Here is a 24,572-nt window from a genome sequence, read left to right on the forward strand (position 1 = left end):
GGCCAACAACGGCAACGTGCTGTTCGTGAACGACTACGGGCAAGGCAACAGCTACTCGTACACCTACGACGAGCTGAACCGGCTGAAGACGGCGGCGGCGTCCATCTATGGTCCGACCTGCTGGGGGCTGGACTACGGCTACGACATCTGGGGGAACCTGCTCAGTGCCACGGTGACGCAGTGCTCGGCGCCGCCGCTCAGCCTGACGGTCAACACCAAGAACCAGATCACTAATCCGGGGATCTACTACGACGCCGCCGGCAATTTCACCAACGGCATCTCGGTGCTCTTGACCTATGACGCGGAGAACCGCATCGCCGGGGCGGGCACTTCGACCTACGTCTACTCCCCCGCCGGGCGGCGGGTGAAGCGCACGGTCAACGGGGTGACCACGCTCTACATGAACGACGGCCCGGGCGGACCGGCGCTGAGTGAGTTCACGACTTCCGGCCAGGGGGTGGGCGCCTGGGTGAAGGACTACATCTACCTGAACGGGGAGCTGCTGGCCACCGAATCGGCGACCCAGGGTACGCGCTACCACTTTGCCGACCACCTGGGGACGCCGCGGGTCATCGCGGACTCAGCGGGCACGGTGATCAGCCGCCACGACTATTTCCCCTTCGGGGCGGAGCAGACCGCCTCGAGCGACGGCGAGACCCACAAGTTCACCGGCAAGGAGCGGGACGTGGAGACGGGCCTCGACTACTTCGGCGCCCGCTACTACCACAGCGGCCATGGAAAGTTCATGTCGCCGGACCCGATCACGATCAAGGCCAACCGGTTGCAAGATCCCCAGCGCCTAAATCTCTACAGCTACGTCCGTAACAATCCGCTAGTCTACGTCGACCCGGACGGCCGCGATATGCAGCTCTGGATCGTTGTTAAAGACCAGAGTAGTCGCCAGACGGTAAATCAAGCAGCTCCGAAGATTGCGGCAGACTTTCATCGATGGGGCGTGAAGCAGGTCAATGTTCATGTCACGAGCGACCCTGCAAAGGTAGTCAAGAGCAGCAACACCATTGTCGTCACTGCGGAAAAGAACGAATCCATGACTAAATCGGCGGACTATGGCAGGCAGTCCGTGTTGGGCGGGGTCACCATCAACACAGAGCTTGCGAACACGCCCCAGACAGTGAGGAACGTCACGGACCATGAAGTTACGCACAATGCTAGAGGTGACACTGGCCTAAGTGCACTCCTTGGCACAGACCACTCGTCTGACAAAAACGACCTGATGTACGGGAAGTACGACGCGTTGAAGCAGAGCGACCCACAGCTAGGTTCCGGCACGCAACAGCAGCTCCAAGAGAGATTCAATAAGGAGGGGGACAGGAACGAAGCCACCGTTGTTGACGAAGACAAGGAGAAGCCGAAGGAGCAGAAGCCATGAGTGCTGCCCTTGGAGTAGCGATTTCTGCGCTTACCTTGGGAATCCTCGGCTATTTTGCGTATAGCCTCACCTGGTTCCTATTCGTCGGCCGACGCGAAGAAAGCCAGAGAAGAGTTGCCGTCACGTCGCTCGGATACGTCGCAGTACTTCTCTCAGCCGGTCTGTGGTTCTGGGGATTGGGACGGTTCGCCTTCGATGTGGATTGGTACTGGAAAGCGCGGCTGTTAGTTTGGATAGGAGTAACGCTGTGCGTCGTGGCCATAGTCGCAGCTCACTTCTACCCTCGGCGTGCGTCACTCCCAATCTTACTTGCTGCTCTCGTCGTCGCCTTGAACTGGATTGGCAGCATTGTACGGGACTGAAATGAAGTCGTTGGTTACGGCGCGGGTTTGACCTGCTCCCCTAAATCCGCACAGCGCTGAATATGATTTCATACTTCTGCCAGCGGTACAGGAGAGGAGGAGGGAGCGGTGTCGCGGACCAAGCACACGGAGGCGGAGATGATCGCCGCGCTGAAGCAGATGGAGGCGGGGCGGCGGGCGGAGGACGTGGCGCGGGAGGTGGGCGTCTCGAAGCACACGATCTACGCGTGGAAGGCGAAGTACGGCGGGATGAGCGTGAGCGAAGGGCGGGTGGCCCACCCTCCTCGGCCCGGCACGACCCCGGAGGGTGCCCCTCGATAACAGCGAAGGCGTTGTCAAGGGACACGACGTCCTTCGGTGCGTGAGCACCGTGGTGAGGGCCAGAGAAGTTGAGGACCAAGGACTCTGGGGTTCCACGTTGTGAATCACGCTGCGGTGGATCGCTCCACCAACCATCGATGCGGGCCGGACTGCGCCCATGATTCTTCTATGCGGACATCCCGCCCTTGCGGGATGCGAGAGCACCCAATCAACGTCGCGGCCTATTCGCCGGGGCGAACGGCCAGGGGCACCCGCGGGCTGCTCTCGATGCGAACGATCTCCGGATACGGCGTTTGCCTGCGCAGCATCCAGTAGAGTCGGACCGCCAACTTGCGCGCCGCCGCCACTTTGGCCACGTTCCTGGGCATGGAGTGACAGCGGTGGAGATACTGCTTGCGAAACTCCGGGTCGCAGCGCACCGCGCGCTGCGCCGCCTCCACCAGCAGCATGCGCAGCATGCGGTTGCCCTGCTTGCTGATGGCTCCCAGCTTCTGCCGTCCTGCCGAACTGCGCTCGCGCGGAATCAGGCCCAGATAACTGGCCACCTGCTTGCCACGGGGGAAGCGCGTGACATCCCCCAGGGTCAGCACGAAGGCCAGAGCGGTCACCGGACCCACCCCCGGCTGCGTCATCAGCAAGCGCGCCTGGCTGTCCTGCTGGGCGGCTTCGGCCACCGCCTCATCCAGCGGTGCGATCTGCTGGTTCAGCGACTGCAGCAATCCCAGCAGATCTTCCCGCCGCCGGGCTGCCCAGGGGCGCAGGGGCAGGGCACGCAGCGTCTCCAGTCCCGCCCGGCTCCACAGTCGGCTCTTCTTCTGTACGCCCTGGTTCAGCGCCAGATGCTGCAGCCCGTTCTTCACCCGGGCCCGGATCTCCACTAGCTTGTGGCGGTGAATCAGCAGTTGCCGCCGGTCGCGTTGTTCGCGGTCCGGCACCCACAGCCGCGGGAAGCGCCCTTCCACCAGCAGTTTCAGGATGTGCGCTGCGTCCCGTTTGTCCGTCTTCTGCTGGCGCACATAGCTGGCCCGGATCTGGGCTGCATCCCCGATCCACACCTCGTGCCCCAACCCGGTCAGCAGGTCCTGTAGCCAGTGGCAGTTCCCGGTGGCTTCCAGACCGATCAGCGCGGGCCCACTCAGTCGCCCATAGAACGCTTGCGCCTCCCCGGCCGCGTGCACCAGCTTCGCCTCCCCGGTCTCTCCCGTCTCCGTCTCCAGCCAGGCCACTTGTTCCCAGCTGGGATGAAAATCACAGCCTACAATCATCATGCGAGGGCTCCTTCCTCCCCAGCAGCCTTGGTCCTTAACCAAAGACTACCGGGTCGAGTCGGAGCCTTCGCTGTTATCCAATCAACTCCTTTGCGCAGCAAAGGGTGGGATGAGGTCAAGTCTTGTTCCACCTGCGGAACGGATTGCAACCGAGTCGCGGCTGGGGCGCGGTATCGTGGTACTCCTCCCTTGTGCCCAAGGGGCTGAAGCGCTACTACGGCGAAGGGCATCTGCACTTCATCACCTGCAGTTGTGAGCGGCGGCGTCCCTTGCTGGGGACACCTGCACGGCGCGACCTGTTTCTGCGCATCCTGGAGCAGGTCCGGCGACGCTATCGCTTCCAGGTGGTGGGATACGTGGTCATGCCCGAACACTTTCACCTGCGGATGAGCGAACCGGAAGAAGGCGATCCGTCGCTGGTGATGCAGGTGCTGAAGCAGCGCGTGGCCCGGCGGCTGCTGGCGGGCCGAGAGCGAGCGAGGTCGCGCGCTCAGTTGAGGCTTTTGCCGGACGGCAGGCCGGAGGGCGAGCACTTCTGGCAGCGCCGCTTCTACGATTTCAACGTCTGGAGCAGGCGCAAGCGCATCGAAAAGCTGCGCTACATGGCGGGTGGCCCACGCTTCCCGCACCGCTCGGCCCCGGAGGGTGCCCCATTCCTTCGCGCCAGCGAAGGGTGGGATGAAGTAAGCCTCGTTCCACCTTCGGAACGGATTGTTACCGAGTAGCGTAGGAACGACGACAGCCACCGCAGCAGATCTGCCCCTCGGTTCAGCCCCGCCCCAGTTCCCGGCGCCGATTCGGCCTGTAAATGAGGAACCGGCCGTCTTCGCTGATCTCGGGCTGATTGTCCTCAGGCGCAGGCTTTCTGCGCGCCAGCCCCAGGATCTCTATAACCAGCTTCAGCGTGGCGATGTGGTCAATCCAGCCCCGCTGGGGATGCGGTGGGCTGTCCAGGACCTCTTTGAGCTTTCTCGCGATAAAGTCCGGGGTGAGACCCTGGGCAACGAAGGCGTGGCCCATGTTCCTGCCGCTCTGCTCCATGACTGCTAGAACCGCCTCCTGCTTGCGCCTGAGGGCCGCTTGCACCGAAGGGCGGCCCAGCAGGAACTGTGCCGTACGGTCCGCCGACTTTGCCGAGTAGCCGGCTTTCAACGCGGCCTCGCGGGCATTACCTTGGTAATGGAGCACAAAGGCAGCCTCCCGCGCCGATAGTATGTCTGCGCTCTTGCCCATCAGGCCTCCCGTCCTTCCAGCTTCAAGCCAGCCCGCGAAAACAGAGCGTGAGTTGGTAAGAAACTGGGTAGATTCTCCGACCAGCGGGAAAGGAGTTCGTGCTTCATCTTGTCAGGTACCCCCTCAGAACCGTCCGAAAACCACCCTGATCGTTCCGCGATTCCGCGGCCTTGATGGAATTGAATTGAGGCAAACCCCCGGCCGCGCAACGTTCCATTTACGTTCCAAAAAACTGCCCTGGTTTGGGGCAGGTGGTAGGCCTAAGTGATTGAAAAGATGGGCGGAGCAAACGGTGTACGGCATCGTTCGCAACGATGAGGTCGTCGGTTCGATCCCGACTAGCTCCACCATGGTTTCAATCACTTACAGCCCGTCCGCACTGCGTTTACGTTCCATTACGTTCCAAAACGTTCCAATTCAGTTGATCATTGGGCCCACGGATTGTCCTGACTGCAGTCCCCGAGCCTCCACCATGTCCATCATGCGGTCGACGGCCCGGCGCTGGCTGTCGGGGACGCGCTGCGCGTAGATGTCCATGGTGGTGGAGATGCGCGCGTGCCGCATCTGCCCCTGTACGTCTTTCGGGTTGGCGCCGGCCTCGACCATCCACGTAGCGCAGGAGGTGCGCAATGCGCGCCAGGTGGCCTTTTTGGGGTCGATGCTGAGCTTGAGGGCCGCCGGCCGCAGATGCCGACGGAGGATGTTGCCGTCGCGTCTTACGCATGTTCAGCACAGACTGCCGGCGCGGGCGCCATGTGCGACATGCCGCAAGAATCGAGAACCGCAACCGAAACCCATTGACTCCGATCTGCATCTTATAGTACGTAGGACTCGTCGTTGACACGGTGAAGGAGTTCACCGTTAACCGCTGTCCCGCCTGAAGCCGGGGGCAGATGATGACTCCTGACAAGGGAATCTTGTCGCGGAGTCATGGACCCGGCAGCGATTCCCTACAACACAGATTGAGGCATCGGTCTATGGAGAACGTGTGGGTTCTGGCTGCGCTCTGGGTGGGGCTGGCGTTGCTCGCGACGCTGCTGGCCATCTGGTTCAAGATCTCGACCGCGCTGACGGAGATCGTGGTGGGCACGGTGGCCCAGCTCGTCATCGGCGCGATGGTGGGTACTGCCGCGCTGGGCGCGAGCACGGGCTGGATCACTTTTCTGGCGGGAACGGGCGCCATCGTGCTTACGTTTCTTGCGGGCGCGGAACTCGACCCGGCGATCTTCCGAACCAAGTGGAAAGAGGCGACCGTGGTGGGCCTGGTCGGTTTTTTGGGGCCGTTTTTCGGTTGCGCAGCCATCGCGCACTACCTGCTCGGCTGGAGCGCGCGATCCAGCCTGCTGGCGGGGGTTGCGCTTTCGACTACGTCAGTGGCCGTGGTGTATGCGGTGATGCTGGAACTAGGGTTCAACACCACGGACTTCGGAAAAGCGATCCTTGCCGCCTGCTTTGTCAACGACCTGGGCACGGTCATCGCGCTGGGCTTGATCTTCTCGCCGTTTACCATTCGCACGCTGATCTTCGTGGTCCTTAGCGCCGCGGTGTTCGTGGTGCTGCCGTTCCTGACACCTCGCTTCTTCCGACGATACGGCGGGCGGGTTTCGGAGCTAGAGGCGAAGTACCTCCTGTTGCTGTTGTTCGGCATGGGCGGGCTGGCGGTGTGGGCGGGAAGCGAAGCGGTACTGCCTGCCTACATCATCGGGATGGTGCTGGCGGGAACGGTGGGCAAGGACCATGTCCTCGTCCGCCGGTTGCGCACGCTGACCTTCGGCCTGCTGACGCCCTTCTATTTCATCCGGGCGGGATCGTTCGTGTCCGTGCCGGCGCTGATCGGAGCTCCGGTCGTATTCCTCGTGCTGCTGGCAGCCAAGAGCTTTTCCAAGTTCGTGGGGTTGTTTCCCACGGTGAAGGCTTTCAAGTACGGCCGGGAAGAAGGGCTTTATTACACGCTCATGATGTCTACCGGTCTGACGTTCGGCACCATTTCCGCCCTGTTCGGCCTGAACCATGGCGTGATCGATCAGGCGCAGTACTCGCACCTGGTGGCTACGGTGATCGGGAGCGCGGTGATTCCGACCATGATCGCCAATGCATTCTTCCTTCCACGGCATCTGCTTCCGCGGGAGGACGCCCAGGGACCCGTAACACAGCCAGTCCTGAGCACCGCTGACTAGGAGGCACAATGCCCGGCAGACGACACACCACATTCCGCAAGATCCTGGTCGGCTATGACGGCTCGGCGCAGGCCGAGAAGGCGGCCGATACCGCGGTAGCGTTCGCCCGCGCGCTCGATTCGAAGGTCCTGATTTTGGCGGTCGCGCGGCCGCCTGAGCCAGCCCTGAAGATCGAGGTGAATGGGGTTTTGGACGACGCAAGGGAACACTACCAACAGGGTTTCGCCCGACTGATCGAGGCTGCCAAGGAACAGGGCGTTGACCTGGTGGCTGAGGTGGTCGTCGGTCATCCGGCCGAACAGCTCATACACCGGGCCGAAAAGGAAAAAGCCGACCTGATCATCCTGGGGCGGCGCGGCACGTCGATGTTCGAGAAGTGGATCATCGGGTCGATCTCAGAGAAAGTGCTGCGCTATGCGCACTGCCCGGTGCTGGTGGTGCGCTGATTCAGGGGACGGACCATGAACTCGGAGCGCAAGCCGAACGAAAGGGAGGAATCGCGAGCCGGCTTGTTGTTCACGCGGCTGGCCCTGGACGAGGCTTTGCCACGAGGCGGTTGTGTGGTTTGCCAATCGGTGCGGCTGTCCGAGCGGCGGTCTGTCTGGTCATTCCTCTACGAGGGCATGATGTCACCTTTGGTCCGGCAAGACTTTCTGGAGGGAGGCGGCTTCTGCGCGCGCCACCTTCGATTGGCCAAAGAGATCGAGGAGCAGACCTGGCAGGCCGGTGGCATTGGCCTGGCCATCCTTTGCGAACAACTCCTAAGGCAGTGGGAGCGGGAGATTTCAGAATCCGGGGAGACACCCGGACGTGGGCGAGGGGCACGGTGGCAGAGGCACAATTCCGAACCGGCACTCGCGCCAGGCCAGAATTGCCTGTTCTGTCGTGAGAACCGACGCAAGGAACAGGCAGTCATCGAGGTGCTGGAGCTGTTGTCGGAGGAGGAAAAGTACGCTTCCGCAGTCTCCCGCGACCCATTGTGTCTGCGCCACACGCAGATCGCACTGCGGGAGTGGAAGACGCCGGAACGAACGGTCTGGCTGCGCGAGTTGACGTTGCATCGCATCGAGGAACACTTGCGCGACCTGCGCACCTTCATCGAGAAGCACGATTACCAGCGGCGCGGCGAGCCACTGGGCCAGGCGGCCGACGCAGTGGAGCGGGCGGCGCGCCTGATCGCCGGCCTGGACGCGGTCGCAAGTGAGGATGGAAGGGACCACCGTGAGAATCCTGATCGTCTCCGATCTGCACGGTAATTACGACGCCGTGAACGCGCTGCGCGAGCCCTTTGATGAGCTGTGGGTGCTCGGGGACCTGGTGAACTACGGGCCGCAGCCGCGGGAAGTGATTGCCTGGGCACGGGTACACGCGTCGCAGGTCGTGCGCGGCAACCACGACCACGCCATCGGCTTCGATCTGGATCCCCGCTGCTCGCCTCGGTTCCGGGAGATGGCGGCAGAGACTGCGCGGTTCACGGCGGCAGTCCTGCAGCCGGACGAGAAGGAATTCCTGAGGCAGCTTCCGCTGCACAGAGAGATTCGCGCGGCCGGTACGACCTTTTGTCTTCTCCATGCGATTCCGTCCGAGCCGCTGTTCGGATACTGCGAGGCCGACAGCCCGCAATGGAAAAGAGAAGTCCGAAACGCAGCAGCGGAAGTCATCCTGGTCGGTCACACGCACATGCCTGCGATACGCAGAGTAGGCAGCAAGCTAGTGATCAATCCGGGGAGCCTGGGTCAACCGAAGATCGGAAGACCGGAGGCGTGTTATGCGGTCTGGGAGGATGGCCAGGCGGACCTGAAGTCCTGTCCGTATCCGTACGAAAGCACGATCCGGAAAGTGCAGGCTCTGCCGATTCCGCGGTCGGTGCGGGACGATCTGGCTTTGGTGCTGAGAACGGGCTCGGTTTCGGACGTGCAGGCCATCGAAAGGAGCCTCTGATGTCAGAGACCCGAGGAGCAGCGCAGCCGGACCCCAAGGGCGACGCCGACGCCGAGAAGGCCGCGCCGGCAGTCGTGGTCCATCCGTTCCAGAGTCTTTCGGACGAGAGTATCGACAAGCTGGTGAAGAGCCTGGCCTCACTCACGGAAGGCGAACTGGCGGTAACGATGCTGGTGGCCTGCGGGACGCGGGCCGTCGAGCCCCTGCGGCGGCTGCTACTGGAAGGCAAGGCGGTGTCCGTGGCTGAGCCCCGCCGGCGGGCAGTGCGCGCGCTCGCGGAATTGGGGGAGGTCGATACGCTGCTCGAATACCTGACGCAGCCCAGAGCCATCCCCGATCCAATTCTGCGCCTTTCGGAGGAAACGGTGCAGAGCCTGGCTGCCCGGTGTGTGATGCGGTGGCGCACCGAGAAGGTGCGCCATACGCTGCTCGAACTTGCTGCCCGGCACATGTTGCCCGGAGTTGCGGAGGCGCTGGGGACGTGTCACGTGGCGGAAGCGATTCCCTATCTCGTCCGAGCCCTCGGCGACGACATCAACCGCGGACCCGCCGCGGAAGCGCTCACCGGAATGATGGCTGAAGCTCAGCCGTGGCTGGTGGCTGCGGCACTGCATCCGGAGCCGTCGTCCGACCAGGAAAACGCTTCGAGCCTTCGCCGGCGTCGCCGGGCACTGCGCCTTCTACTGGAGGCTGGGAACATTGAGAACGAGTGGATCGCGCTCAGACCGCTCCTACACGATCGGGATGCGGATATCGCAGTCACCAGCGCCCGCCTGGGGCTCAAGGTGAGCCAGGCCCGGGAAGAGCTGATGCTGATCGGCGTGCTGCTCCAGTTTGCCGCGGTTGATGATTGGCTGCTGCAATCGGAGATCAGCGATGCCCTGGTGGCGCACTACGTTGCGGCGGAGCCGCTGATCCGGAAGGCGGTGGCGCAGCGCAAGGCCAGTGCCGGCGGATGGGATCGGGGCTTGGCGATCCTGCACGAGGTGCTGCGGCATGGTGAAGGACAGAAATGAACGGAGTGGATACGACCTCGGAATGCGTCGTGTGCACCCGGCTGCGCGACGTTCTGTTCGACTTTCTAGCCCAGTACCAGTACGACCTGAGCACCGACGAAGAAGTGCGCAACCGCCATGCCGAGCTCGGCGGTTTCTGTCCGCTTCACACCTGGCAGTATGCGGAGATGGCGTCGCCGAAAGGTGTCTGCACGGCTTACGCGGAAGTGTGCCGGGCCTGGAGCGCGAAGCTCAGGGAGGGCCGGCTGGGCAGCTTGCACGACCTGCCGCCCGGGCCCGATCGGTGCCCGGCGTGCTCACTGAAGAGCTTTGCGGAACGCGTGGAACTGGAGCGAGTGGCGGCGATGATCACCGCCGTCGGGCAGCCGAGGCCCGCGCCGCCTTTGTGCCTGGCCCACGTTGAGGCGCTCGGAGATGTGATCTCTCCGAGTCTGTTTCGGCGGCTGCTCGAAATGCAGGCCGAAGTGTATGACGAGATCGCCCGGAACATGGAGGAGTATGTCAAGAACGATAATCCCGCCGACCGGAGGACGCTCACGCAAGAGCAGCGGGTCGCACATCGAGTCGGCTTGGGACGGATGGTCGGGCACCGGAGACTCGTAACCCCGTGGGAGTTTGAGAAAACCATGGGAGGCTGAGGCCGTGCTTGGGACGGGATTGCCTACCAGTAGAGAGTCGGTGATAATAGAGACGGGTGTTGGAGTTCACCCTTAACCGCCCCTAACCGGGAAGATGACTCCTACCGAGGCTGTCTATGGTGGGATGTTGTCTTACCGGCCCGAAGGCCCCGCCAGCAGTCAGTCTCCTTAGGCAAGCGAATCGGACCGAGTCCTGAAGTGTACAGGTGTGCGATGGCGGGAACAGAGAGTTCCACCGAACTGCTGAATCCTTATCAGAAGCATCGGGTCCTGGTTTGCATCCAGGATGCCGACCGGCTGCTGACCGAGATTGAGCACATCCTCGATTCCACCAACTCCCGGTCGCCATTCCCGAAGTACATCGCGGACGTGTCTCCCAGACAGCGGGAACGGATGGAGGAGTCCATCGCGGCAATGCGGCAGAATCTGCTGGAGGTGCTGGAACGCCTGGACATCGCCGTGCCCCCGCCGCAGATCAGCGCCTTGCATGCGGTTCAGGCGAGCCTGGACTTCGTCGACATTGCCATCACGGAGATGCGCCCCAAGCACCTTCGTGGCTACGGAGAAGTGAAGGCGACGGCGGTTTCGGAACTGAACCAGGCTGTCGAAGAGCTGGAGAGTACAGTCGGCTCGATGTACCGCGAACTGAATGGAGGGGAGCGGACGGAGTGATCAAGTATCTGATGATTGGGGTGGGAGGATTTCTGGGAGCGGTTGCCCGCTACTGGGTGGGCGGCCTGGTCTACGAGCGCATGGGGGTTCGCTTCCCCTACGGAACTTTTGTGGTGAACTGCTCCGGATGCTTCCTGATCGGACTCATCCTCACCATCCTGACCGAACGCACGCACCTCCATCCCAAATGGCGATACCTCATTCCTATCGGCTTTATCGGTGCATACACGACGTTTTCGACATTCGAGTACGAAACGCTCATGGCGGTACGTGACGGGCAGTGGGTCACGGGCCTGCTTAACGTAGTGCTCAGTGTGATCGTGGGCTTCATTTTCGTGTGGCTGGGAGCGGTATCCGGGAAGGTGGTCGGATGAGACTGGCCAAGCCGGTGGACATTCGGCAGATCACACAGGCGCTGGCCAAGGGCGGCTGCCCGATCTGTGTCTTCCTGAAGAACTACCAGTCCGCCAGCCTGCAAGGCGCCGCGCCGGACGTGGTGGCGGGCGTCTGCAACTTCCACGCCTGGGCTCTGGCGGCTGCGGTGAAGGCGGACCACGCGGCGAGTCTGTTCCTCAACCTGCTGGCGAGACTGGATGAGGATGCTTCGGGTAAAGCGGCAAGGGAGTGTTCTTTCTGTGCGCAGATCCGGCAGCAGGAAACCCTGCGCCTGAAGGAACTGGCCCAGCAGCTCAGGCACCCGATGGTGATGCGCTGGATGGAAAAGCATGGGAGGCTTTGCCGGGCACATGCCAGCAAGCTGCTGCCGCAAGTACCGGTTCGGTTGCAGCCAGCGATCCGAGCGATTGCCCGGCGAAGCGCTCAGGAGCTGCAGGAGGAGCTGCAGTCGTTTCTGACCCGTGTGCGCGAGGGGCAGCCGGGCGGAGGAGGCGTGCTGGGACGGGCGGCGGAGTTCCTGGTATCGCAACGAGGGGTAGAGACAGAGTAGGAGGACGCTTGCTCAAACCAGGTCCGGCAAAGCGGGTGGGAATCTACGTCGCCGAGGACCAGCAATACCACGGCCAGGCGGCGTACTCCGCCATCCTGGACTTCCTGTTCTACCGGGGCGTTTCCGGCGCCACGGTGACGCGGGGCATCGCCGGGTTCGGCGCCGACCATCACCTGCACACGACCCGCATCCTGCGGCTGACGGAGAATCTGCCCGTCAAGGTCGAGTTCATCGAGTCGCTGGACAAGGTGAACGAGCTTTTGCCCAAGCTCCACGAGATGGTTGGAAGCGGGCTGATCGAGCTGCAGGACACGACAGTGGTCAAACCGTCGCAACCGGCCGGCGAGATGGCCAAAGAGGAGCCGACGGCGGTCCGGGTGGAGGGTCGGGCGAAGCTCATGCGAATTTACATCGGTGAAAACGACCGCTGGCGCGACAAGCCCTTGTACCAGGCGCTCATCGAGAGCCTGCGGGCCAACGACATCGCCGGCGTGACTGTGTACCGCGGGATCCTCGGGTTTGGGGCCAACCGCAGAATGCACAAGGACAAACCCTTGGGACTCTCACACGATGCGCCGATCATGCTCTCCATCGTGGATTCCGAAGAGAAGCTGCGCAGGTTCCTGCCCCTGCTGGATGAAATGCTGCAGGGCGGCATGGTCGTGCTCTCCGACGTGGAGCTCATCAAGTACACGCACAACTTCCGTCGGGAAGAGCGGAGAAAGGAGCCGAGGTGAAGCTCGAAGGCAAAGCCAAGATGGTCCGCATCCACTTCGGCGAGGACGACAAGTGGCAGGGCAAGCCCCTGTACCAGGCGATCGTCGAGAAGTGCCGCGAGCTCGATATGGCTGGAGCCACCGTGTTCCGCGGCTTTGAGGGGTACGGGGCAAGCACCCGCATCCGTAAGACGCACCTGTTCGCCTTTTCCTCCGATGCGCCGGTCATGGTTTCTGTGATCGATTCCGAGGAGAAGATTGCGAAGCTGATTCCCGCGGTCGAGCCCATGCTCAAAGAGGGGCTGATCGCGGTCTCGAACGTGGAAGTGATCCGCTATGTCCACCAACGTGAGCAGAACTGAGCTCGAACTCGAAGGCGCGCGCGACGTGATGGCGCTGAACCGCATCGCTGCGCTGGCCGATGATTTCGGCGCGGCGCGCCTCGCGGCTGACGCTCGCTCCCTGGCCGAGCGCGTGGCCGAGGGCCGGTTCTACGTCGCTTGCGTCGGGCAGTTCAAGCGCGGCAAGTCCACCTTGCTCAACGCGCTGGTGCACGATGCCTTGCTTCCCACCGGCATCGTGCCTCTTACCACCGTCCCGACCATTCTGCGATTCGGCTCGCGCTCGGCGCGCGTGCGATTGCAGTCTGGAGAGTGGAAGGCCATATCGCCGGATGCGCTCGGACAATACGTCTCCGAGGAGCACAACCCACAGAACGCCAAGGGAGTCACGGCGGTGGAGGCGTTTGTCCCCAGTCCCTTGCTGGCGAGCGGGATGTGTCTGGTGGATACGCCCGGTCTGGGCTCCGTCTTTGAGGCCAATACCGCCGCCACTCGCGAGTTCATTCCACATATTGATGCAGCCATCGTGCTCATCGGGGCCGACCCGCCGCTTTCGGGCGACGAACTGGAGCTGGTGGAGTCGGTCGCTCACCAGGTGCAGCACTTGCTCTTCGTGCTCAACAAAGCCGACCGGGCCAGCGAGCCGGAGCGGAAGGCCGCCATGGACTTCTCGCGGCGCACACTGGAGCAGCACTTGGGCCGCGGCATTGGGCCGATCTTCCAGATCAGTGCAGTCGAGCGCATGGAGAATCGCGGTCCCGAGCGCGACTGGCCGGCGCTTGTCCGGGAATTGGAGGAGTTGGCCGAGCGTTCGGGCCAGGTTCTGACTCGGTCCGCCGCCGAGCGCGGGCTGCTTCGCCTGTGCACCCAGCTTCTCGCGGTCGTCAGGGAGGAGCGCGAGGCCCTGGTCCGGCCCATCGAGCAGTCAGAACGCCGCATTGCCGCGCTGGACGACACGATTGCCGCCGCCGAGCGCTCTCTGGGCGATCTCAGCTATCTTTTCACCGGCGAGCAGCGCAAGCTCTCGCACCTGTTCGAGCAGCGGCGAAACGACTTCCTCAAGCGCGTGCGTGCTATCGCCCAGGTGGACCTGGAGAGAAAGCTGGCCGCGCTGCCTCGCAGAACCGGTCCGCGGTTCCGTCGCGAAGCCATGCGGGCGGCTCAGGAGACTGCCCGGCATCACGTCATGCCGTGGCTGGAAACGGAGCAAGCCCAGGCCGAACAAGCTTACAGCGAGGCGGCCCGGCGCTTCATCGAGTTGGCGAACGAGTTTCTGCGGCGGATTGCGGCGGCAGGGCTGTCCGGCGTGGCCGCCCTGCCCGAGAACCTGGAGGCAGAGGAGGCGTTTCGCACTGCCTCGAAGTTCTGTTTCTATGATTTCCTGCACATTGCTCGGCCGGCCTCTCCACTCCGCTATCTGGCCGACCTGCTGTTGGGAATGGTTCGCCAGTACGAGCCTGTCGCAGCCGAAGCACGGGAATTTCTGGATCTGCTGCTGGAGACCAATGCCAGCCGCGTGCAGAGCGATCTCGACGAACGCGTAGCGGAAAGCCGGCGGCGACTGGAGAGTGAGATTCGAGCGCTGTTGCGTGAGATCAGCAGCGTAGCCGGGCGGGCGCTGGCGCGCGCCAGGTCGGCGCAACAAGCCGGCAGCGCTGCCGTGGAGGCCGAGCTCTCGCGTCTGGCTGGCCTGGAATCCGAACTGCGCTCACTGCAGCCCGCCGGCCAAGGTGAGATCGGGCACTCGGTCGATAGAGTTCGGCCGGAGGGTTAAGCAATGCTCGCCTTCTGCACTCATTGCTGGAACGAGATGTGCAGCGAGGAAGACCGGTGTCCGCGCTGTGGGGCCACCACCGCCGGCGCGGACTCACGTCCTCTGATGGAGAAACTCGCCGCTGCAACAGCGCACCCGCTTCCGGAGACCAGGGCGCGGATCGGCTGGCTGCTGGGACGTCAAGCAGACCCGGCTGCCGTGCCCTTGCTGCTGCGGCTGCTGAACGACAAGGATGACTTCGTGCGCGCCAGTGCCGTCGCCGCGCTTGCTCGTCATGAGTCGCGCGACGCCCGGGCCGCCGTCCGGGTAGCGTTGCAAGATTCGTCGCTCGTCGTTCGAGAGGCGGCGAACACTGCCCTCCGGGGACCGGCGGAAGGCAAGGGGACGGAATGAACTCTGCCATTCAGGAAGGCGTGGACGCCAGAGTTCCTGCGGGCTCCCACCCATGGCTGAACCGGAATGTCCTCCTCATGTCCTTCGCCAGTTTGTTCAGCGATATGAGTCACGAGGCGGCAACCGCGATTCTTCCTCTGTATCTCACGGCACTGGGTGCCGGAGCGGCCGCGCTTGGAGTGATTGAAGGCGCGGCGGACGCCGCTTCCAGCCTACTGAAATTCCTGAGCGGGCACTACAGCGACCGCATCGGACGCCGGAAGGAGATTGCCATCGCGGGCTACTCGCTGACCGCCATCGCAAAGCCGGCGTTCGCGTTCGCAACCAGTTGGACCTCGATTCTGGCGTTGCGGGCGCTGGCCTGGATGGGCCGCGGGTCGCGAGGCCCGGTGCGCGACGCCATGCTGGCGGATTCGGTTACGCCCGCCACCTACGGTCGCGGCTTCGGGCTGCAGCGCTCCATGGATACGGTGGGCGCCGTGCTCGGTCCCGCCCTGGCTCTGCTGCTTGTCTCCCACGTCCAGTTGCGGACCATCTTCCTGCTGACGTTCATGCCCGGAGCCGCGGCCGTGGCCGCCATCGCCCTGGTGCGTGACCGCAGGCGAGACGGCTCACGACTGCGCATGGCCCATGCCTGGTCCGAGTTTCCGCGAGCGTTCAAAACCTTCCTCTTGGCCGCGGGCCTCTTCGGCGTGGGGAACTTTGCTCACACCCTGCTGATCCTGCGTGCGTCCGAAGTGCTTAGGCCGGCGTTTGCAGGCAAGGCCGACGCTATGGCCATCGGGCTCTACACCCTGCACAACGCGGTCTACGCCGCGACCTCCTTCCCGGCGGGCCACCTGGGCGACTTCGTGAGCCGCCGCTGGCTGCTGCTCACCGCGTACCTGCTGTTTGCCGGTGTCGCTCTGGGATTCGGTGTGGCCGGCTCGCTTGTGCCCTTGGTCGCCCTGTTTGTCGGAGCCGGCCTTTACATCGGCATGGTGGATGCTTTGGAAGCGTCGTATGCCGCGCAGCTCCTGCCGGAAGCGGTCCGTGGCAGCGGATTCGGTCTTCTGGGCCTGGTGAACGGCATCGGCGACCTGATTTCCAGCGCGGCCGTCGGCTTCCTGTGGTGGAAGTACTCGGCCCTGACAGCCTTCACGTGTGCCGCGATCTTTGCCTTGACGGGTGCGGTTCTGCTCATACCCGCAGGCAGGCGAAAGGACACCCCCAATGCATGACATCGCGTGGGTAGCGCTGGGCGGCATTTTCGGAGCCGTCTGCCGATACCTGGTCAGCCGATGGGCTGCCCAGCATGTCACGGCGTCGTTTCCCGTCGGGACTCTGGCCATCAACCTGGTGGGCAGCCTGATCATCGGCTTCTTTCTGATCTGGACCACCGAGCGCGTGCTGGCCGACCCGCGCTGGCGGTTGCTGATCGCCATCGGCTTCTGCGGGGCGTTCACGACCTTTTCCAGCTTTGCCTTCGAGACCCTGAAAATGTACGAGGAAGGCGCCGTGAAGCTGGCCGTCCTCAACATCCTGGGAAACAACGTCGCATCCCTCGGGGCCGTAGTCCTGGGAGCGGTAATTGCGAGGAAGATCGGATGAAAGCCAAGCGCGTCTCTATTTACATCAACGAGGCCGATCAATGGCACGGGCGACCCCTGCATCTGGAGCTGATGCAGGCGCTGGCCAAAGAAGGCATGGCAGGAGCGACGGTGCTGCGTGGCGTTGCCGGTTACACCAGGGCGGCCGGGATTTCGACGACCTCCCTGGTCGATGCCGGTGGACTGTTGCCGCTGGTCATCGAGTTCATCGAGTCCGAAGAGAACATCGAGCGCATGATGCCGACCATCACGAAGATGGTCGGCAACCGCCTGGTCACCGTCACGGAGGTCGACATCCGGCACGGAGGCGCATTCCCCAACCGACGCTGATGGCCGACTACGTCTTCGACCGCGTGGAGGAACTCGGGAAGCTCCGCCAGCGCTTCCAGCAGCGGAGCTCGTTCCTGTTCCATGGTCCCGCCGGCGTCGGAAAGACGCTGCTCCTGAAGCAGGCGATTCGGGACGATGCCGCCATCCTCTACTGCGGACACTCTGCCAGCAGCTTAAGCATCTTTCGCCAGTTAGCCGCTGCGCTCGCTCAGCGCGGAGACCCCGTTGTTCTCGCCAAGCTGGGCGGCCATCCGGAGAGCGCGATTCCCGCAAAATCGGCGGTCGCGATCCGGGGGATCGTCGCCGCAGCTCTGAAGGCGACCGGGTACACCGTCGTCCTGGACCACCTCGGTTTCGCTTCACAGGCGCTCGCGGCAACTCTCAAAGAGGTCGCAAGTTGGGCTTCGACTTCGGTGGTTGCCGTGGCGCGCTCGGCGCACATGGAAGACGTGGGCTTTCTGCTCCGCCGTTTTCCCGACCGTTCCGACCGATTCTCCCTCGACAATTTCGACCTGGAGGTCGCCGCGCAGTTTGCGCGTGAGGCTGCAAACCGCAAAGGGCTCCAAGCGCAAAATCTGGACGACTTCCTGCAGCGCGCCGTGGAGTTCAGCGAGGGCAACCCCGGGGCCATCCTCGCCATGCTCGACCTGGCTGGCCAGGCCAGGTACCGCTCCGAGGATCACATCAAGATCACGCCCTTGTACATCGACTTCAGGATGAAAGGGGAGAGCCCGACTCATGGATGACCCGGGACTCAATGAGAATCATCTTCGCCGTCTGGCGGTTTCCATGGCCATGGTGGACGCGGCCGTCGTGCGCATTCTGGATCTGCTGGACCACAAGCCCTCTCCTGCCCGGCTGAATGTAGTGGAGCCGTCACTGTCCGCAGCCGACACGGCCCTCTTGCGCGAAGCGCTCCACAAGCTCCAGCCCCTTGCCGAGAAGCTGGCCCGGGATTACGGCTTGGAGACGCATCGGCGTGACCTGCGGCGCATCGTAGCAGCCGAAACCTCCCAGATGTGGACCATCCTGGAGAACTGCCGCCCCCGCCGCATGAAAGGCCTGGGTAAGGTTCCCGCACTCGCTGCGCATCAGCTGGACCAGCGCCTGGACGAAATGATCTCCATACTTGAGAGAATGAATCGAACATTCGCTGGACCGGAGTAGGTCGGCCTGTTGTCTCTATGACCAGCCTCAGCGTGGCGATGTGGTCGATGACCCCCTGGAACCGCCTCCTGCTTGCGCCTAAGGGCCGCCAGGAACTGGGCGGTGCGGTCCGCCGGCCCGCGCGGGCCTTGATGGGTGCTTTGAGGCAACCCTCCGGCCGCGCAACGTTCCACATACGTTCCAAAAACTGCCCTGATTTGGGGCAGGCGGCAAGGTCTAAGTGATTGAAAAGATGGACAAAGCGAACCGAGTGCAGTATCGTTCGCAGCGATGAGGTCGTCGGTTCGATCCCGACTAGCTCCACCAACGCCCGCCACTCAGGCCGTTGCCGGCACTTCCAAGGAGGTCAGAAATGCGAAAGCGCACGTCATTGATTCTCGCTGCGGCCGTTGCTGCTTCCCTGGCCGTCGCAGGTGTGGCGCAGGACAAAGCCCCTGCCGGTAACGCTCCGCCAGACACACGCGCCGCCGATGAGAAGGCGATTCGCGCCGAAACGGCCGCGTGGGCGGAGGCGGGGGTCGCCAAGGATGCCGAGAGATTCGTCACTTTCTACGCGCCCGACGCCAGCGTTTTCCCGCCCAACGCTCCTCTCGTGACCGGCAAGGGAAACATCCTCGCCTTCTGGAAGGAGTTCTTCACCAGTCCGGGTTTCGCAGCCGGCTTCACCACAACGCACATCGAGGTCGCCAGGTCCGGCGACCTGGCCTTTGAAACCGGCACCTATACGCTGACCTTGAATGACGCCCAGGGAAAGCCCGTCACTACCGACGGCAAGTACGTAGTGGTGTGGAAGAAGCAGCCGGACGGGAAGTGGAAAGCCCGGGCCGACATTTTCAACTCGGACAGATAGCCGTCGCTCAGCAGGGTCCGCTACGATCTACCTCTCGCCCCGAGTGCTTGGGGCTTCCAGGAATCTCCCGCCTCGCCGCGCGGGCGACCACCAACCCTCCCGTGTGCTCGATGCTGCCGACGGGGAGAAAGGCGCATCCGCCGGTTAGTGCTTGACAGCCGCGCCGGCCCCGGCGTAGCTTGCTGGCCTCCCCTCTTCACTGGGCGATATCTGTACCCTCATTCGCAGGCTGCGGTCTTATACGGAAGGGTCATCGGGCACCAGCCGCAGAACCGCGGATTCCTCCGTCCGGACGATCCCGGTGCACAGGAGGCCGCAGATGACTCGCACGGCGAAGGGTTCCCTCCCCAGACAGGCAATCGCAATTGCTCTATGTGTTCTGCTTTCCCCATTTCCGCATGCGCTAGCGCAGGCCCAGCGGGCGGGTGAAGTGGGCGCGCTGGTTCCCTCGGCCACGCGCAACGCGGCCAATGTGAAGGTCAAGGACAGCCTGGCCTGGAACGACATGCTCCGCACCATGGCCAGCGGACGCCTGCGCGCCCATCTGGTGGATGGCTCGCTGCTCAGCATGGGCTCGAACAGCGAGCTGCGGGTGGTGCAGCATGACGGCGCTTCGCAGCTGACCCAACTGGACCTGAACTACGGCCGGCTGCGCAGCCGGGTGGTGCAGTTGACCAAGCCCGGCGCCAAGTTCGAGGTCAAGACGCCGCACGCCGTCATTGGCGTGATCGGCACCGACTTCTATGTGTTCGTAGACGCCGACCGTACCCTGGTCATCGTCTATACGGGTAAAGTCAACATCACGCCTCTGCGCAAAGACCCCAACCAGCCCGACTCGCAGGCCACACCCGTGCCGCCGGGTACGGATGTCGGCGGCGGCCAGATGGCGGAGGTGCGCGCCGGGCACGTGGAAGGGCCGAGTCCGACACCGCTCTCGGTGCAGCAGGACAGCATTGAGTCCACGATGGTGGTCGAGAAAGAGCGCGGCGTCGGCATGAGCAACCGCAGCAAGGTCGCAATCATCGCGGCCATTGCCCTTGCCATTGCTGTCGGGATCGCCGTCGGCACCACCGGCGGAGAGGAGTGCCCGACTTCCACCAGCACCTCTTCGTCGTCGAGCTGTTCTTCTCCGTTCAGATCCTCGACCTCGACCGGTCCGTAGCGCGACTGGAACTGTCGGGAACGGTGCCCCATGTCTGCGCCGGGTTTTTGGCGCAGACGTGGGGTTGAAAGCCGGCAACCGGCATTAGACTGTCGCGCGTGACCTCGCCTGCCATTCGCTTCGCGCCACGCTGGCTCCGCGGACTGCTTCTGGCACTGGCTGTGTTTCTCGGCCTGTTCCGCGCCATCGCCGACCGCGATCTGCAAGGCGGGGACACCGTCTCCTACCTCGACATCGCCTTCTCCTGGGCGCGCGGCGACTTTGGAGCCGCCGTCAACGCTTTCTGGAGCCCGCTCTATTCCTGGCTGCTGGCCGCGATGCTCATCGTCCTTCGTCCTGCGCCTGACTGGGAATTCACCGCCGTCAGCTTCGTCGGGTTCGCCGTCTACCTGGGATTGCTCGCGTCCTTCCTGTTCATGTGGCGCGCGGTCGAGACCTGGAGAAGGTCGAGTTCGGCAGGCGATTCTGCTTCCGTCGGCCCTTCCCCTGTCCCCTGCTCCCTGCTGGCCTACGCTCTCTTCCTCTGGTGCATTGTCGACCTCACCAAACTGACCCGCAGTCCGGCGGACATGATGATGGCGGCGTCCCTGTTCCTGGCCTGCGGACTTCTGGCGCGCATGCAGACCGGTGATCTGCGCCCGGTCACCTTCGCGCTGCTCGGTTCGGTGCTGGGGTTGGGATACCTGGCCAAAGCGCCCATTCTCCCGTTGACGCCGGTCATTTTGATCGCGGCGCTGCTGATTGCGCGCCGCCCGCGCCTCCTGCTGCCTGCGGTCGGCTGCCTGCTGCTCTTTGTGCTGCCCTGGGCGGCGGTCCTCTCCCTTCAAAAGCGCCGTTTCACTTGGGGCGACACGGCCCACCTCAACTACGCCTTTCACGTGAATCGCGCGCCCATGTTCCATTGGGAAGGCAAGCCCGAGGGCACGGGAACACCTGTGCATCCGCCCCGCAAGCTATCCTCCAGCCCTGCATTCTACGAATTCGCCGAGCCCGTGCCCGGAAGCTATCCCATCTGGTACGACCCCTCGTACTGGAATGAAGGCCTGTGGCCGCACTTCGAGCTTCGCCAGCAATGGGAGGCGCTCACCCGCACCGTTCCGCTTTACCAGTTCGTGTTGCGCAGCCGCCCCGACCTGATCCTGGTTCCGCTGATCCTGCTGCTCCACTTTGCGCTGCTCTCGCCCGGCGCCAGGATCGGCCTGGATCGAAGCGCCTGGTTCCTGTTTCTGCCCGCTGTGGCGGGTTTCGCCATGTACAGCCTGGTGTACGTCGAGCGCCGCCATATTGCGGTGTTCGTAGTCCTGTTCTGGACAGCGGTCTTTGCCTCCCTGCGTTTCCCGGAATCCGGCCGCACCGGCCGGTTGGCCGGCCGGCTGGCGGTCTTGCTCCTCGCCTCGACCCTGGGGCTGATACTTCTGGGTGTGCCTGAAGACTGCAGGGCCATCCGCGAGCGGCCGGATCGGGTCCACTGGCAGGTCGCGCAGGAACTCATGCGCCGCGGCGCCCGGCCCGGCGACCGTATCGCGGTGATCGGCGGCGGGTTGTGGAGCGCGCCTCTAGCCCATTTGGCGCGCGTCCGGATCGCGGCTGAGATCCCGCCGTATGAGTCGACGGCATTCTGGTCCGCCGAGCGCCCTACGCAGGCCGCGCTGATGCACCGGGCCGCGCAGGTCGGCATCCGCCTGGTCGTGGCCGACTGCACCAACTGTTCGCCCCCGCCCGGCTGCACCCGCTTTCCCAACACCTCCGTGCTGGCCAGGTTCGACCAGCGCGACTTCTACGTCTGCGATCCGGCCGCATTCACTGCAGACTCGCCGGCCCGGCCCGATTTGGGCCGCCAGCCTCCCGTAACCGGAGATTACCCTGGTAATCCCTGACGGCTTTTTCCTGCTTCCATTTGCGCTTGCCTTGGGTGGTAGACTAGCGCCCTGGAAGGTCAGGTACTCCGGCAGGGAGTGGGCGGCGGATTCCTGGAATCGGAACGCTGTACCATTTTGTCGGTGGCGGAGTGCGTTTTTGTGATATAGGCTTTCTCGGACCGCAACTGCGGCGAGAGAGGCTATCCGTGAGAAAGCGTATTCTGCTGTGCCTGGCTGGACTGGCGCTGTTCGCCATGACACTTGCGGCGCAGGCGCCGGTGAGCTTCGGCGGCGACCCCGACCCGGTCTGCCCCCCGAAGTATTGCCCGACCGAGCCCTAGAGATAGGGAGAGATTAGGGGCCGGCGGGGCAAGAAAGGAGCCTTGTCGGCCCCATGCATGCCTATCTTGGATTCAGCGAGTACGCCGTCTGGTTCACGGTGATCCTGCTGCAGGCGGCGCTGGTGCCGATACTGTTCCAGTCCGGCAATCACCGTGAATATCCTGCCTTCACCGCCTACGCCAGTTTCTGCCTGGTTCGCTCCGTCATCCTGCTGGCCGTGTCGTCCAGTTCCCTGAACTACTTCCATGTCTATTGGGCCGGACAGTTCTGCGAAGTCCTGCTAGCGCTGCTGGTGATCCGCGAACTGTTCGCCAAGGTGATGAAACCCTATGGCTGGATTCCGCCGGGCGTAGTGCCGTCGCTCGTTCTTGCCGGCGTGGGCATCCTGGCGGCAACCACACTGCTGGCGCTCTCCATGCCCATGGGGGAGCACTACCCGGTGATGGCCTTTCTGCGGAGTTTCGAGCGCGTGGGTGGGTTGCTGCTGTTCGGTGGATTCGCCAGCGTGGCGCTCTTCTCCAGCATGACGCACAATCCGTGGCCACGGACCTCGTTCGGCATCGAGGCGGGCTTCCTGTTCTACCTCACGCTGCACGCCATTGCGGAGACGATGGCGCACGGCGCCATCAATCCGCGCCCGGTGCGGCTGGTAGGACGCCTGGCCTTCGCCGTGGCCCTGACCATCTGGCTGGCGCACCTGTGGAAGCCGGAGAAAGTCACGCGCCGCCTCCCGGAGAACATCATGGATATCAGCCGGCTGCGCAACAAGCTCAGCGAGCAGACGCGCGTGCTGCGCGGCTGATCGCGGCCGCAGTAAGCAAGAGGCGCCGGAACGTGCGGCGCCTTTTCTGTTGCCCGCAGGACTGGCGCCGTTGACCCGCGACCGCTTTCTGATACCATCAGGCGTCGCCCTCCCATGGAAACGCTGCTCGGTCAGACGGTCTCCCACTATTCCGTAACGCGCAAGCTGGGCAGCGGCGGCATGGGTGTGGTCTACGAAGCCGAGGACAGCCGCCTGGGGCGCCGGGTGGCGGTCAAGTTCCTGCCTCCGGACCTGGCCCAGGACGCGCCCTCGCTGGAGCGCTTCCAGCGCGAGGCGCGCGCGGCCTCCGCCCTCAACCATCCCAACATCTGCACCGTCTACGCCATTGAGCAGCACGAGCAGCGCCATTTCATCGTGATGGAGCTGCTGGAAGGCCAGCCGCTGGCGCACATGGTGGGACGGCAGCCGTTCGAGATCGAGCCGCTGCTGGGCGTCGCCATCCAGATCGCGGATGCGCTCGAGTCGGCGCACGCCAAGGGCATCGTGCACCGCGACATCAAGCCCGCCAACATCTTCGTCTCGCAGCGCGGCCAGGTGAAAATCCTCGATTTCGGACTGGCGAAGATGGATGCCGCGTTGCGCGGCGCCGGCGACCACTCCTCGCAGCTGGAGACCATAGCCGGCGAAGCCCAGCTCACCACGCCGGGAACGGCGCTGGGGACGGCGGCGTACATGTCGCCCGAGCAGGCGCGCGGCCAGCTCACCGACGCCCGCACCGACCTGTTCTCCTGCGGCGCGGTCCTGTACCAGATGGCCACCGGCCTGCTGCCCTTCCAGGGCGAGACCTCGGCCGTGATCTACGAGGCCATCCTCAACCGCGACCCCGTTCCGGCCACGCAAGTTAATCCGCAGCTCCCCGCGGAGCTGGGGCGCATCATCGAGAAGGCGCTGGAGAAGGACCGCAACCTGCGCTACCAGACGGCCACCGAACTGAAGACCGACCTGCTGCGCCTGAAGCGCGACCTGGAATCCGGGCGCAAGCGCGCCGCCGACTCCAGCGACTCGCGCGTGGCTCCCGCCAAGCAGGTGGAGAAATCCATCGCCGTCCTTTATTTCGAGAACCTCAGCGGCGTGAAGGAAGACGAGTACTTTCGAGACGGCATCACCGAAGACATCATCACGGAACTTTCCAAGATCAAGGGCCTGCGCATCTTTTCCCGGCCCACAGTGCTGGCCTACCGCGATAAGCCGGTGACCCCGGCGCAGATCGGCCAGCAGCTCAGCGCCGCCTACGTGCTGGCGGGGAGCGTGCGCCGCTCCGG

General features: G+C 63.8%; 29 protein-coding genes, 1 pseudogene and 2 riboswitches. Of the genes and pseudogenes, 27 read left to right on the plus strand and 3 right to left on the minus strand.

Features of this window, described 5'->3' with window-relative positions; translation table 11 throughout:
• Together VNK82_00005 and VNK82_00010 are read left to right on the plus strand one after the other, a co-directional pair.
• Positions 1-1,390: RHS repeat-associated core domain-containing protein (locus tag VNK82_00005; protein ID HXE89326.1), on the plus strand; the 1,390-nt coding region annotated here is incomplete at its 5' end.
• Between the two features lie 470 nt (positions 1,391-1,860).
• Positions 1,861-2,028 (plus strand): annotated as a pseudogene (locus tag VNK82_00010) (transposase).
• Between the two features lie 266 nt (positions 2,029-2,294).
• On the opposite strand, the gene VNK82_00015 reads toward VNK82_00010, so the two are convergent.
• On the minus strand, positions 2,295-3,341 hold the full coding sequence (locus tag VNK82_00015; GenBank protein HXE89327.1) for an IS110 family transposase: 1,047 nt from the start codon (positions 3,339-3,341) through the stop codon (positions 2,295-2,297).
• A gap of 191 nt (positions 3,342-3,532) precedes the next feature.
• Between VNK82_00015 and VNK82_00020 the strand changes: the two genes are divergently transcribed.
• On the plus strand, positions 3,533-4,066 hold the full coding sequence (locus tag VNK82_00020) for a transposase (protein ID HXE89328.1): 534 nt from the start codon (positions 3,533-3,535) through the stop codon (positions 4,064-4,066).
• A 43-nt stretch (positions 4,067-4,109) separates the two neighbouring features.
• Here the strand turns inward: VNK82_00020 and VNK82_00025 are convergent, their stop codons facing one another.
• Both VNK82_00025 and VNK82_00030 read right to left on the minus strand, forming a co-directional pair.
• On the minus strand, positions 4,110-4,574 hold the full coding sequence (locus VNK82_00025; protein HXE89329.1) for a terminase small subunit: 465 nt from the start codon (positions 4,572-4,574) through the stop codon (positions 4,110-4,112).
• A gap of 417 nt (positions 4,575-4,991) precedes the next feature.
• The gene (locus VNK82_00030; protein HXE89330.1) at positions 4,992-5,276 is read right to left on the minus strand and encodes a tyrosine-type recombinase/integrase; all 285 of its coding nucleotides are present in this window, start codon (positions 5,274-5,276) and stop codon (positions 4,992-4,994) included.
• Between the two features lie 133 nt (positions 5,277-5,409).
• Positions 5,410-5,487, plus strand: a riboswitch (Fluoride riboswitch).
• Between the two features lie 64 nt (positions 5,488-5,551).
• Between VNK82_00030 and VNK82_00035 the strand changes: the two genes are divergently transcribed.
• The 24 genes from VNK82_00035 to VNK82_00150 all read left to right on the plus strand — a co-directional run.
• Positions 5,552-6,751 carry a cation:proton antiporter gene (locus VNK82_00035; protein HXE89331.1) on the plus strand — a complete coding sequence of 400 codons (1,200 nt, stop codon included), beginning with the start codon at positions 5,552-5,554 and terminating at the stop codon, positions 6,749-6,751.
• A gap of 8 nt (positions 6,752-6,759) precedes the next feature.
• Positions 6,760-7,197 (plus strand): universal stress protein, encoded by a 438-nt coding sequence (locus tag VNK82_00040; protein HXE89332.1) that lies wholly within the window; start codon positions 6,760-6,762, stop codon positions 7,195-7,197.
• 66 nt (positions 7,198-7,263) lie between these two features.
• Entirely contained in the window at positions 7,264-8,007 is a 744-nt protein-coding gene (locus tag VNK82_00045) for a DUF6062 family protein (GenBank protein ID HXE89333.1), read from the plus strand.
• Positions 7,973-8,692, plus strand: a complete 720-nt coding sequence (locus VNK82_00050) for a metallophosphoesterase family protein (GenBank protein HXE89334.1) — start codon at positions 7,973-7,975, stop codon at positions 8,690-8,692. The genes VNK82_00045 and VNK82_00050 overlap by 35 nt, the downstream gene beginning before the upstream one ends.
• The gene (locus VNK82_00055; GenBank protein HXE89335.1) at positions 8,692-9,708 is read left to right on the plus strand and encodes a hypothetical protein; all 1,017 of its coding nucleotides are present in this window, start codon (positions 8,692-8,694) and stop codon (positions 9,706-9,708) included. The genes VNK82_00050 and VNK82_00055 overlap by 1 nt, the downstream gene beginning before the upstream one ends.
• Positions 9,705-10,346 (plus strand): hypothetical protein, encoded by a 642-nt coding sequence (locus VNK82_00060; GenBank protein ID HXE89336.1) that lies wholly within the window; start codon positions 9,705-9,707, stop codon positions 10,344-10,346. Before VNK82_00055 ends, VNK82_00060 begins: the two co-directional genes overlap by 4 nt.
• Positions 10,347-10,392: 46 nt before the next feature.
• Positions 10,393-10,457, plus strand: a riboswitch (Fluoride riboswitch).
• Between the two features lie 102 nt (positions 10,458-10,559).
• Complete coding sequence (locus VNK82_00065) at positions 10,560-11,018, plus strand: hypothetical protein (protein ID HXE89337.1); 459 nt, start codon at positions 10,560-10,562, stop codon at positions 11,016-11,018.
• Positions 11,015-11,392 carry a fluoride efflux transporter CrcB gene (gene crcB, locus VNK82_00070; protein ID HXE89338.1) on the plus strand — a complete coding sequence of 126 codons (378 nt, stop codon included), beginning with the start codon at positions 11,015-11,017 and terminating at the stop codon, positions 11,390-11,392. Before VNK82_00065 ends, crcB (VNK82_00070) begins: the two co-directional genes overlap by 4 nt.
• The gene (locus VNK82_00075; protein HXE89339.1) at positions 11,389-11,964 is read left to right on the plus strand and encodes a hypothetical protein; all 576 of its coding nucleotides are present in this window, start codon (positions 11,389-11,391) and stop codon (positions 11,962-11,964) included. The genes crcB (VNK82_00070) and VNK82_00075 overlap by 4 nt, the downstream gene beginning before the upstream one ends.
• Before the next feature lie 35 nt (positions 11,965-11,999).
• Positions 12,000-12,701 carry a DUF190 domain-containing protein gene (locus VNK82_00080; GenBank protein ID HXE89340.1) on the plus strand — a complete coding sequence of 234 codons (702 nt, stop codon included), beginning with the start codon at positions 12,000-12,002 and terminating at the stop codon, positions 12,699-12,701.
• Entirely contained in the window at positions 12,698-13,042 is a 345-nt protein-coding gene (locus VNK82_00085; protein HXE89341.1) for a DUF190 domain-containing protein, read from the plus strand. The genes VNK82_00080 and VNK82_00085 overlap by 4 nt, the downstream gene beginning before the upstream one ends.
• Positions 13,029-14,795, plus strand: a complete 1,767-nt coding sequence (locus VNK82_00090) for a dynamin family protein (protein ID HXE89342.1) — start codon at positions 13,029-13,031, stop codon at positions 14,793-14,795. Before VNK82_00085 ends, VNK82_00090 begins: the two co-directional genes overlap by 14 nt.
• Positions 14,796-14,798: 3 nt before the next feature.
• Positions 14,799-15,188, plus strand: coding sequence for a HEAT repeat domain-containing protein (locus tag VNK82_00095; protein ID HXE89343.1), 390 nt, complete (start codon positions 14,799-14,801; stop codon positions 15,186-15,188).
• A gap of 77 nt (positions 15,189-15,265) precedes the next feature.
• On the plus strand, positions 15,266-16,408 hold the full coding sequence (locus VNK82_00100; protein HXE89344.1) for an MFS transporter: 1,143 nt from the start codon (positions 15,266-15,268) through the stop codon (positions 16,406-16,408).
• A complete protein-coding gene (gene crcB, locus VNK82_00105) occupies positions 16,401-16,778 on the plus strand; it encodes a fluoride efflux transporter CrcB (protein HXE89345.1) in 378 nt (125 codons plus the stop codon). Before VNK82_00100 ends, crcB (VNK82_00105) begins: the two co-directional genes overlap by 8 nt.
• Complete coding sequence (locus VNK82_00110; protein ID HXE89346.1) at positions 16,775-17,107, plus strand: DUF190 domain-containing protein; 333 nt, start codon at positions 16,775-16,777, stop codon at positions 17,105-17,107. Before crcB (VNK82_00105) ends, VNK82_00110 begins: the two co-directional genes overlap by 4 nt.
• A complete protein-coding gene (locus VNK82_00115; GenBank protein HXE89347.1) occupies positions 17,107-17,853 on the plus strand; it encodes a hypothetical protein in 747 nt (248 codons plus the stop codon). Before VNK82_00110 ends, VNK82_00115 begins: the two co-directional genes overlap by 1 nt.
• A complete protein-coding gene (locus tag VNK82_00120) occupies positions 17,846-18,274 on the plus strand; it encodes a hypothetical protein (GenBank protein ID HXE89348.1) in 429 nt (142 codons plus the stop codon). Before VNK82_00115 ends, VNK82_00120 begins: the two co-directional genes overlap by 8 nt.
• Positions 18,275-18,626: 352 nt before the next feature.
• The gene (locus VNK82_00125) at positions 18,627-19,124 is read left to right on the plus strand and encodes an SgcJ/EcaC family oxidoreductase (GenBank protein ID HXE89349.1); all 498 of its coding nucleotides are present in this window, start codon (positions 18,627-18,629) and stop codon (positions 19,122-19,124) included.
• A 430-nt stretch (positions 19,125-19,554) separates the two neighbouring features.
• Positions 19,555-20,286 carry a FecR family protein gene (locus VNK82_00130; protein ID HXE89350.1) on the plus strand — a complete coding sequence of 244 codons (732 nt, stop codon included), beginning with the start codon at positions 19,555-19,557 and terminating at the stop codon, positions 20,284-20,286.
• Positions 20,287-20,384: 98 nt separating this feature from the next.
• Entirely contained in the window at positions 20,385-22,163 is a 1,779-nt protein-coding gene (locus VNK82_00135; protein HXE89351.1) for a hypothetical protein, read from the plus strand.
• Positions 22,164-22,351: 188 nt separating this feature from the next.
• Positions 22,352-22,486, plus strand: a complete 135-nt coding sequence (locus VNK82_00140) for a hypothetical protein (protein HXE89352.1) — start codon at positions 22,352-22,354, stop codon at positions 22,484-22,486.
• A gap of 53 nt (positions 22,487-22,539) precedes the next feature.
• Positions 22,540-23,289, plus strand: a complete 750-nt coding sequence (locus VNK82_00145; protein ID HXE89353.1) for a hypothetical protein — start codon at positions 22,540-22,542, stop codon at positions 23,287-23,289.
• 114 nt (positions 23,290-23,403) lie between these two features.
• On the plus strand, positions 23,404-24,572 hold a 1,169-nt coding region (locus VNK82_00150; protein HXE89354.1), incomplete at its 3' end, for a serine/threonine-protein kinase.

It is taken from the genome of Terriglobales bacterium (genome assembly GCA_035573675.1).
In the GTDB taxonomy this organism is placed as follows: domain Bacteria; phylum Acidobacteriota; class Terriglobia; order Terriglobales; family Acidobacteriaceae; genus DATMAB01.

Bases quoted from the DNA above. Each gene is read 5' to 3' on its own strand.
- VNK82_00015 (HXE89327.1), bottom strand. From the start codon at position 3,341: ATGATGATTGTAGGCTGTGATTTTCATCCCAGCTGGGAACAAGTGGCC.
- VNK82_00025 (HXE89329.1), bottom strand. From the start codon at position 4,574: ATGGGCAAGAGCGCAGACATACTATCGGCGCGGGAGGCTGCCTTTGTG.
- VNK82_00035 (HXE89331.1), top strand. From the start codon at position 5,552: ATGGAGAACGTGTGGGTTCTGGCTGCGCTCTGGGTGGGGCTGGCGTTG.
- VNK82_00040 (HXE89332.1), top strand. From the start codon at position 6,760: ATGCCCGGCAGACGACACACCACATTCCGCAAGATCCTGGTCGGCTAT.
- VNK82_00055 (HXE89335.1), top strand. From the start codon at position 8,692: ATGTCAGAGACCCGAGGAGCAGCGCAGCCGGACCCCAAGGGCGACGCC.
- VNK82_00060 (HXE89336.1), top strand. From the start codon at position 9,705: ATGAACGGAGTGGATACGACCTCGGAATGCGTCGTGTGCACCCGGCTG.
- VNK82_00065 (HXE89337.1), top strand. From the start codon at position 10,560: ATGGCGGGAACAGAGAGTTCCACCGAACTGCTGAATCCTTATCAGAAG.
- VNK82_00075 (HXE89339.1), top strand. From the start codon at position 11,389: ATGAGACTGGCCAAGCCGGTGGACATTCGGCAGATCACACAGGCGCTG.
- VNK82_00095 (HXE89343.1), top strand. From the start codon at position 14,799: ATGCTCGCCTTCTGCACTCATTGCTGGAACGAGATGTGCAGCGAGGAA.
- VNK82_00100 (HXE89344.1), top strand. From the start codon at position 15,266: ATGTCCTTCGCCAGTTTGTTCAGCGATATGAGTCACGAGGCGGCAACC.
- crcB (HXE89345.1), top strand. From the start codon at position 16,401: ATGCATGACATCGCGTGGGTAGCGCTGGGCGGCATTTTCGGAGCCGTC.
- VNK82_00110 (HXE89346.1), top strand. From the start codon at position 16,775: ATGAAAGCCAAGCGCGTCTCTATTTACATCAACGAGGCCGATCAATGG.
- VNK82_00115 (HXE89347.1), top strand. From the start codon at position 17,107: ATGGCCGACTACGTCTTCGACCGCGTGGAGGAACTCGGGAAGCTCCGC.
- VNK82_00120 (HXE89348.1), top strand. From the start codon at position 17,846: ATGGATGACCCGGGACTCAATGAGAATCATCTTCGCCGTCTGGCGGTT.
- VNK82_00125 (HXE89349.1), top strand. From the start codon at position 18,627: ATGCGAAAGCGCACGTCATTGATTCTCGCTGCGGCCGTTGCTGCTTCC.
- VNK82_00145 (HXE89353.1), top strand. From the start codon at position 22,540: ATGCATGCCTATCTTGGATTCAGCGAGTACGCCGTCTGGTTCACGGTG.